General features: G+C 70.0%; 1 protein-coding gene and 1 pseudogene. Both read right to left on the bottom strand.

Translation table 11 applies throughout. The annotated features are described in order from the left end of the window. Nucleotides 1–5,079: pseudogene (locus ACWC5C_RS41885) on the bottom strand (type I polyketide synthase); the annotation flags it as partial. An 82-nt stretch (nt 5,080–5,161) separates the two neighbouring features. Then, nucleotides 5,162–8,803: an SDR family NAD(P)-dependent oxidoreductase gene (locus ACWC5C_RS41880; RefSeq protein WP_450884589.1), complete on the bottom strand. Its 3,642-nt coding sequence runs from the start codon at nt 8,801–8,803 to the stop codon at nt 5,162–5,164. Nucleotides 8,804–8,908 lie beyond the last annotated feature (105 nt).

Below are 8,908 nucleotides of genomic sequence, written 5' to 3'. Positions count from 1 at the left end.
CACCGCTTCGGCCGACCGGTCCCCCACCAACTCCACCCGCAAGAACTCCGCCAACACCACCGGCGACGGATAATCGAAAATCAACGTCGCGGGCAGCCGCAGCCCCGACACCGCATTCAATCGGTTACGCAACTCCACCGCCGTCAGCGAATCAAACCCCAGATCGCTGAACGACTGCCGCGCACCCACACTCCCCGCACCCGCATGCCCCAGCACCACCGCCACCTCACCACACACCACATCCACCAACACCCGCCCCTGCTCCTCACCCGACAACCCCACCAACCGACCGGCCAAGGACTCACCGGTGGCGTTGGCGGGGGTGCCCGCAGTGCGGCGTCGTGGCTGGCGTACGAGTCCGCGCAGCATCGCGGTCAGCTGGCCCGCCTCCGCCTGCTGGGCAAAGGACGCGAAGTCGAACTTCGCCAGCACCATTGCCGACGCCTCGGCATCGAGGCCGACATCGAACAGCGCCATGCCCTCATCGGAGGACAACGACTTGATGCCGCTGCGGCTCATCCGGGCCTGGTCGGCCTGGTCGAGCGCGCTGGTCATCCCGCTGGCCTGGCCCCACAGGCCCCAGGCGAGGGACACGGCGGGCAGACCCTGTGCCCGACGCCACTGCGCGAAGGCGTCCAGGAACGCATTCGCCGCCGAGTAGTTGCCCTGGCCCGGACCACCGAGCACTCCGGACGCGGAGGAGAACAGGACGAACGCGTCCAGGTCCAGTTCGGCGGTCAGCTCGTGCAGCATCAGCGCCGCATCGACTTTCGGCCGGAACACCGCGTCCAGACGCTCCGGCGACAGGCTCCCGATCACACCGTCATCGAGGACACCCGCCGTATGCACCACACCCGTCAGCGGCGACTCCGCCGGTACCCCCGCAAGCAGCTCGCGCAGAGAGTCGCGGTCGGCCACATCACACGCCACTACGCGGACGTTCACTCCGAGCTTCTCCAGCTCGCTGTTCAAGTCCTCGGCTCCGGCCGCCGCCATACCCCGGCGGCTGGCGAGCACCAGGTTGCGTACACCGTGCACCGATACGAGGTGGCGAGCGACCACACCGCCCAATGTCCCCGTGCCGCCGGTGATCAGGACCGTGCCCTCGGGATTCAGCGGGGACACGGACATGGCCTGCTTCGCGGCCGAGCGCACCAGCCGTGGCACGTATACCGCGCCTGTTCGGACTGCCACCTGTGGCTCGTCCGAGGCCAGCACGGTCGCGAGCAGCTCATCGGACGGCTCACCGCCGTCGATGTCCACCAACACCACCCGGCCGGGGTTCTCCGCCTGCGCGGAACGCACCAACCCCCACACCGCAGCCCCCGCAGGATCCACCACCTCAGCATCGCCCTCAACACCCACAGCACCCTCGGTGACCACCACCAGGCGACCGGAGTCCTCAGAAGCCAGGAACGTCTGCAACCGGCCCAACACCTCGGCACACAGGCCACGGACTCCCTCGGCCTCCACCACACCAGACCGCGCCCGCACCACCGACGCGGCATCAACCGGCTCCGGACCGGTCTCCGCCCGGGTCGGCAGCGGCGACCACTCCACCCGGAACAGCGCATCGCTCCCGGCCGCCGCCCTCAACTGCTCATCAGCAACGGCCCGCAGCGCCAACGACTCCACCGACGCCACGGGCGCACCCGCACCATCAGCGATCTCCAACGACAGTGCCTGCGCACCCGCCGACGACAACCGCACTCGGAGCACCGACGCACCCGCCGCATGCAACGTCACACCATTCCACGCGAACGGCAACAACACCCCGTCCCCGCCAGACTCACCCGACTCCACAAACGCCCCCGCATGCAACGCCGCATCCAACAACGCCGGATGCAACCCAAACCCCGCCCCATCCCCCGCAGACTCCGCCCCCAAAGCAACCTCGGCAAACACCTCACCACCACGACGCCACACCGACCGCAACCCCTGAAACACCGGCCCGTACCCATAGCCGCGCCCAGCCAGCTCCTCATACAGACCCGACACATCCACGGCCTCGGCCCCCTCCGGGGGCCACACCTCAAAGGAGTGGTCAGGGGCGGGTGCCTGGCTCGCGAGCTGACCGCTGGCATGACGCGTCCACGGTGTCTCCGACACCGCATCGTCGGCCCGCGAGTACACCGCGACCGAACGCACACCATCGGCCTGCGGCCCGCCGACCGACACCTGCACCCGCACCGCGCCCGACTCCGGCAGAACCAACGGAGCCTCGATCACCAACTCCGGCAACGACCCCGCACCCACCTCATCCCCAGCACGAACCGCCAACTCCACCAACGCCGCACCCGGCAACAACACCACACCCGACACCGCATGATCGGCCAGCCACGGCTGCACACCCAACGACAACCGACCACTGCACACCACACCACCCGAGTCCGGCACCGACATGACGGTGGTGAGCAGCGGGTGTTCGGCCGAGAGGGCACCGTCGACTGCCGAGACGGTCGAGGTGAGCCAGTAGCGCTGTCGCTGGAAGGCGTACGTGGGCAGGTCGACGCGGCGCGCGTCCGTCCCCGCGAACACCTGCGCCCAGTCCACCGCGACACCGCGCGCGTGCAGCCGTCCTACGGCGGTGAGCAACGCCCGCCGCTCATCGGCCACATCACGACGCAGCGACGGCACACCACCCTCGCCCACCATCGCGGTCAACACACCATCAGGACCCAGCTCCAGGAACGTGGCCACGCCCTGCCCCCGAAGGGCCTGAACCCCATCGGCGAACCGGACCGTGCCCCGGACGTGCTCAACCCAGTACTCCGGCGAACACAGCCGCTCAGGGTCGGCCAGCTCACCCGTCAGGTTCGACACCACCGGCAGTCGCGGCGCGGCATACGTCAGACCGGCCACGACCTGGCGGAAGTCCTCCAACATCCCGTCCATCAGCGGCGAGTGGAATGCATGCGACACCCGCAGCTTCTTCACCCGGCGGCCCTCAAAGCCTCCGGCCACCGCCATCACCGCGTCCTCAGCCCCAGAGAGCACCAGCGATGCCGGACCGTTGATCGCCGCAATGCTCACGCCCTCGGTCAGCAGCGGGACGACCTCGTCCTCGGTCGCCTCGACGGCCACCATCACACCGCCCTCCGGCAGGGCCTGCATCAACCGACCCCGCGCCACCACCAACGCCGCCGCATCCTCCAACGACCACACACCCGCTACGAACGCCGCCGCAACCTCACCGATCGAATGCCCGGCAACGAAATCCGGCCGCACACCCCACGACTCCACCAACCGGAACAGCGCCACCTCGACAGCGAACAACGCAGGCTGCGCAAACCCGGTCTGATCCAACAGCTCCGACTCGCCGAACACCACCTCCTTCAACGACCGCCCCAGCAGACCATCCACGGCCCCGCACACCTCGTCGAACGCCGCCGCGAACACCGGATACGACGCATACAACCCACGCCCCATCCCCACCCGCTGCGACCCCTGACCCGTGAACACCACACCCAACCGACCAGGGACCGCCTCCTCACCACGCACCACACCCAGCGCATCCCGCGCCTCATCAACGGACTCCGCCACCACCACCGCACGGTGATCAAAGCGCGCCCGCGACATCGCCAACGAGAAGCCCAGGTCAGCAAGGCTCATGCCGCGCTCGGAGTCCAGATACGACGCCAGCCGCCCTACCTGTGCCTCCAGCGCATCGGCAGTCTTCGCGGACACCACCAACGGCACGGGACCGTCGAACACCGCGCGCTCAGCAGCCTCGTCCTCGACGGACTCCAGCACCACATGCGCGTTCGTCCCGCTGATGCCGAACGACGACACCGCCGCACGCCTCGGCCGGTCCACCTCCGGCCACTCACGCGCCTCCGTCAGCAACTCCACCGCACCCGCCGACCAATCCACCTGCGGCGACGGCTCATCCACATGAAGCGTCTTCGGCAGCACACCCCGCCGCATCGCCTCCACCATCTTGATGACGCTGGCGACTCCGGCCGTCGCCTGGGTGTGGCCGATGTTGGACTTCAACGAGCCCAGCCACAGGGGACGGTCCGCGCTGCGCCCCTGGCCGTACGTGGCCAGCAGCGCCTGGGCCTCGATCGGGTCGCCCAGCGACGTACCCGTTCCATGCGCCTCGACCGCGTCGATGTCCGTGCCGATGAGACCGGCGTTGGCGAGGGCCTGCCGGATGACCCGCTGCTGCGACGGGCCGTTCGGCGCGGTCAGGCCGTTCGAGGCACCGTCCTGGTTGACCGCGCTGCCCCGTACCACCGCCAGCACCTGGTGCCCGTTCGCCCGCGCGTCCGACAGCCGCTCCAGCAACAGCAGCCCGACGCCCTCGCCCCACGCCGTACCGTCCGCACCCGCCGCGAATGCCTTGCATCGGCCATCCGGTGCGAGGCCACGCTGCCGCGAGAACGCGACGAAGGCACCCGGGGTGGCCATGACCGCGACGGCACCGGCCAGCGCCAGCGAGCACTCACCCGAGCGCAGCGCCTGCGCGGCCAGGTGGATCGCCACCAGCGCCGAGGAGCATGCCGTGTCGATGGTGACCGCCGGGCCTTCGAAGCCGAAGCTGTAGGCCACGCGCCCCGAGGCCACGGCGCCCGCGCTGCCCGTGAGCGCATAGCCTTCGGCGCCCTCCTCGCCACCCTCGAGGCTGGGGATGTAGTCCTGCGGCTTGGTCCCGGCGAACACGCCCACACTGCGTCCGCGCAGCGTGGCCGGGTCGATACCGGCCCGCTCGAACACCTCCCAGGAGGTCTCCAGCAACAGCCGCTGCTGCGGGTCCATAGCCAGCGCCTCACGCGGGCTGATCCCGAAGAATGCCGCGTCGAAGTCCGTGGCGCCGTCGATGAAGCCGCCTTCCCTGACGTACGACTTCCCGGAGCGCTCGGGGTCCGGATCGAAGACGCCGTCGACGTCCCAGCCCCGGTCGGACGGGAACGGGCCGATGCCATCGGTACCACCGGCGACGAGTTCCCACAGGTCCTCGGGCGACGCCACCCCGCCCGGCAGACGGCAGCTCATGGCCACGATCGCGATCGGGTCCGTCTTCTCGGACTCGATCTCACGCAGCCGCGTACGGGCCTGCGAAAGGTCGGCGAGCGCGCGCTTGAGGTAGCCGCGGAGCTTGTCGTCGTTCGTCATGGGAAGTCTCTTCCTCAGGAGGTTCGGGCGGTGGCGCCGGCGGTCACGAGGAGCCCAGCTCGCTCTCGGCGAAGTCAAAGAGCTCGTCGTCGGAGGCGGATTCGAAGTCGAACTCCTCATCGGCCTCGAAGGCGCCGCCGGACGACGCCCACCTGGTGGCCAGGGCCTGAAGGCGCTTGGCCACCTGCGTTTTCACCGTGTCGTCCAGGGACGCGGCGCCGAACACCGCTTCCATGCGGTCGAGTTCGGACAGTACGGACACCTCAGCGGTGACCAGCTGGCCCAGCAGATGCTCAGCAAGGGCTGCAGGGGTCGGATGGTCGAAAACCGCTGAGGCGGGCAGGGTCAGCCCCGTAGCGGCCGCGAGCCGGTTGCGCAGCTCCACGCCGGTGAGGGAGTCGAACCCGATGTCCTTGAAGGCACGGTCCGGCGCGATGACGTCCCTGCCCGGTCGGCCGAGGACGGTCGCCGCGTCACCGCGTACGAGCTCCACCAGGGCGCGCCGCTGCTCCGGTGCGGGCATCAACGCCAGGCGGTCGGCCAAGGACGTGCCCACCGTGGCCGTGGCAGCGCCACTCGCGCTCACGGTGCGGCGAGGCCGACGTACCAGCCCGCGCAGCATCGGCGGCAGGCGGTCCGCCCCCGCCTGTTCCGCCAGCGAGGCGAAGTCGAACTTCACGGGCGCCAGCACCGCGTCCTCGCCGAGCAGCCCGACGTCGAACAGAGCCATGCCCTCTTCGGACGACAGAGGCTTGATACCGGCACGGCTCAACCGGGCCAGATCCGCTGCACCCAGCGTCCCGGTCATGGCACTCGATTCGGCCCACTGGCCCCAGGCCAGGGACACGGCGGACAGACCCTGCGCCCGGCGCCACTGTGCGAAGGCGTCCAAGTAGGCATTGGCCGCCGCGTAGTTGCCCTGCCCCGGGCCACCGATCATGCCGGACGCGGACGAGTACAGGATGAACGCGTCGAGGCCGAGTTCGGCGGTCAGCTCGTGCAACACCCATGCCGCATCGACCTTCGGCCGGAACACCCCGCCCAGCCGGTCCGGGGTCAGGCTCGCGATCACACCGTCATCGAGCACACCGGCGGTGTGCACCACACCGGTCAATGGCCTGCCCTCGGGCACGGCGTCCAGCACCGTCCGCAGGGAAGCGCGATCCGCCACATCGCACGCGACCAGTGCGACGCTCGCCCCGAGCCCTTCCAGCTCGGCCTTCAGCTCTTCGGCGCCTGCCGCCGCCGGGCCACGGCGGCTGACCAGCACCAGATGGCGTACCCCGTGGACGGACACCACATGACGGGCGACCACACCGCCCAGTGTCCCGGTGCCACCCGTGATCAGCACCGTGCCCTCGGGGTTCAGCACCCGCTCCGCACCGGCCCGGGCGGAGGTCGTGGCGTTCCGGGCCAGCCGTGGTGCGTAGACGTTCCCCGCGCGCAGCGCCACCTGCGGCTCGCCGGAAGCCAGCACACCCGCGAGCACCTCATCAGCGGGCTGCTCGTCCACGTCCATCAGCACGATGCGGTCCGGGTTCTCCGCCTGGGCCGAGCGCACCAGGCCCCACACCGCAGCACCTGCGGGGTCGGTCACCTCGGCGTCGCCGGACACCCCGACCGCGCCCCGCGTCACCACTACCAGACGGCTCGTGGCAGAGGCAGGGGCAGAGTCAGAGTCAGAGGAAGCGAGGAATGCCTGCAGCCCGGAGAGGACGTGCGCGACGAGCGCGTGCACACCTTCGGCTCCGTCCTGGGAGGACGTGGCTTCCAGGACGGTCGCATCACCGATACCGGTATCGCCCTCAGGCCGAAGCACCAGCTGCGACCACTCGACGCGGAACAGCGCGTCGTGTCCGGCCGTCGTCCTCAGCTCCTCATCGGCGATCTCCCGCAGTACGAGCGAATCCACCGACGCGACCGGCGCTCCTCCCGCATCGGCGATCTCCATCGCCATCGACGCGGGGCCGGTGAGCGACAGCCGTACCCGCAGCTCCGACGCGTCGGCGGCGTGCAGGGTCACGCCACGCCATTCGGCGGCCCGACCCGGCAGACCGGCGGCCTGTGCCGCAGCCTCCAGAAGCGCCGGGTGGATACCGAAACGCCCGGCAGCGCCGATGTGTTGCTCACCGAGTCCGATCTCGGCGAACACATCGGTGCCGCGCGTCCACAGCTGGCGCACCTCTCCGGGGAGGCCTTCGACCGAGGCGGGCTCCGCGTCGGCCGGAGGCCATACGTCCAGGTCCGTCGAGGGGCGCGCCGTCTCGGCGGTCGCCAGTGTCCCGATCGCGTGACGGGTCCAGGGCGCATCGCCCTTCCCGGGCCGGGAGTAGATGCTCACCGGCCGCTCGCCCGTGTCGTCCGAGCCGCCCACCGAGACCTGTACCCGTACCGACCCCGTTTCCGGCAGCACGAGCGGAGCGTCGCTCACCAGCTCCGACAGCGACCCGGCTCCGATCTCGTCACCCGCGCGCAGCGCCAACTCGACCAGCGCGGACCCGGGTACGACGTGCACACCCGCCACCAGGTGATCAGCGAGCCACGGCTGTGCGCTCAACGACAACCGACCGGTGCACAGCACACCGCCGGTGTCCGGAACGGCCACCACGGTGCTGAGCAGCGGATGATCCATCGACACATCGCTCGTGGCCGGTGCCGTCGCGGCGAGCCAGAAGCGCTCCCGCTGGAAGGGGTACGTGGGCAGGTCGACGCGGCGCGCGTCCGTCCCCGCGAACACCTGCGTCCAGTCCACCGTGACGCCGCGCGTGTGCAGCCGTCCTACGGCGGTGAGCAGCGCCCGGCGCTCATCGGCCACATCGCGGCGCAGGGTGGGTACGCCGCCCTCGCCCGCCATCGCGGTCAGGACGCCGTCCGGGCCCAGCTCCAGGAACGTGGCCACGCCCTGCCCCCGAAGGGCCTGAACCCCATCGGCGAACCGGACCGTGCCCCGGACGTGCTCGACCCAGTACTCCGGCGAACACAGCCGCTCGGGATCGGCCAGCTCACCCGTCAGGTTCGACACCACCGGCAGACGCGGCGTGGCGTAGCTCAGACCGGCCACGACCTGGCGGAAGTCGTCCAGCATCCCGTCCATCAGCGGCGAGTGGAAGGCGTGCGATACCCGCAGCTTCTTGACCCGGCGGCCCTCAAAGCCTCCGGCCACCGCCATCACCGCGTCCTCAGCCCCAGAGAGCACCAGGGATGTCGGACCGTTGATCGCGGCGATGCTCACGCCCTCGGTCAGCAGCGGGGCGACCTCGTCCTCGGTGGCCTCGACGGCCACCATCACACCGCCCTCCGGCAGGGCCTGCATCAACCGACCCCGCGCCACCACCAACGCCGCCGCATCCTCCAACGACCACACACCCGCCACAAACGCCGCCGCCACCTCACCGATCGAATGCCCGGCAACGAAATCCGGCCGCACACCCCACGACTCCACCAACCGGAACAACGCCACCTCGACAGCGAACAACGCAGGCTGCGCAAACCCCGTCTGATCCAACAGCTCCGACTCGCCGAACACCACATCCTTCAACGACCGCCCCAGCAGACCATCCACGGCCCCGCACACCTCGTCGAACGCCGCCGCGAACACCGGATACGACGCATACAACCCACGCCCCATCCCGATCCGCTGCGACCCCTGACCCGTGAACAGCACACCGAGTCGGCCAGAACTCACGTCCTCACCACGCACGGCAGCCAGCGCGTCCCGCGCCTCATCAGCGGATTCCGCCACCACCACCGCACGGTGATCAAAATGCGCCCGCGACGACGCCAGCGAGAA

The sequence above is a fragment of the Streptomyces sp. NPDC001700 genome, assembly GCF_053596435.1.
The sequence above is the reverse complement of the archived record's forward strand: the minus strand, read 5'-3'. Positions and strand labels throughout refer to the sequence as shown.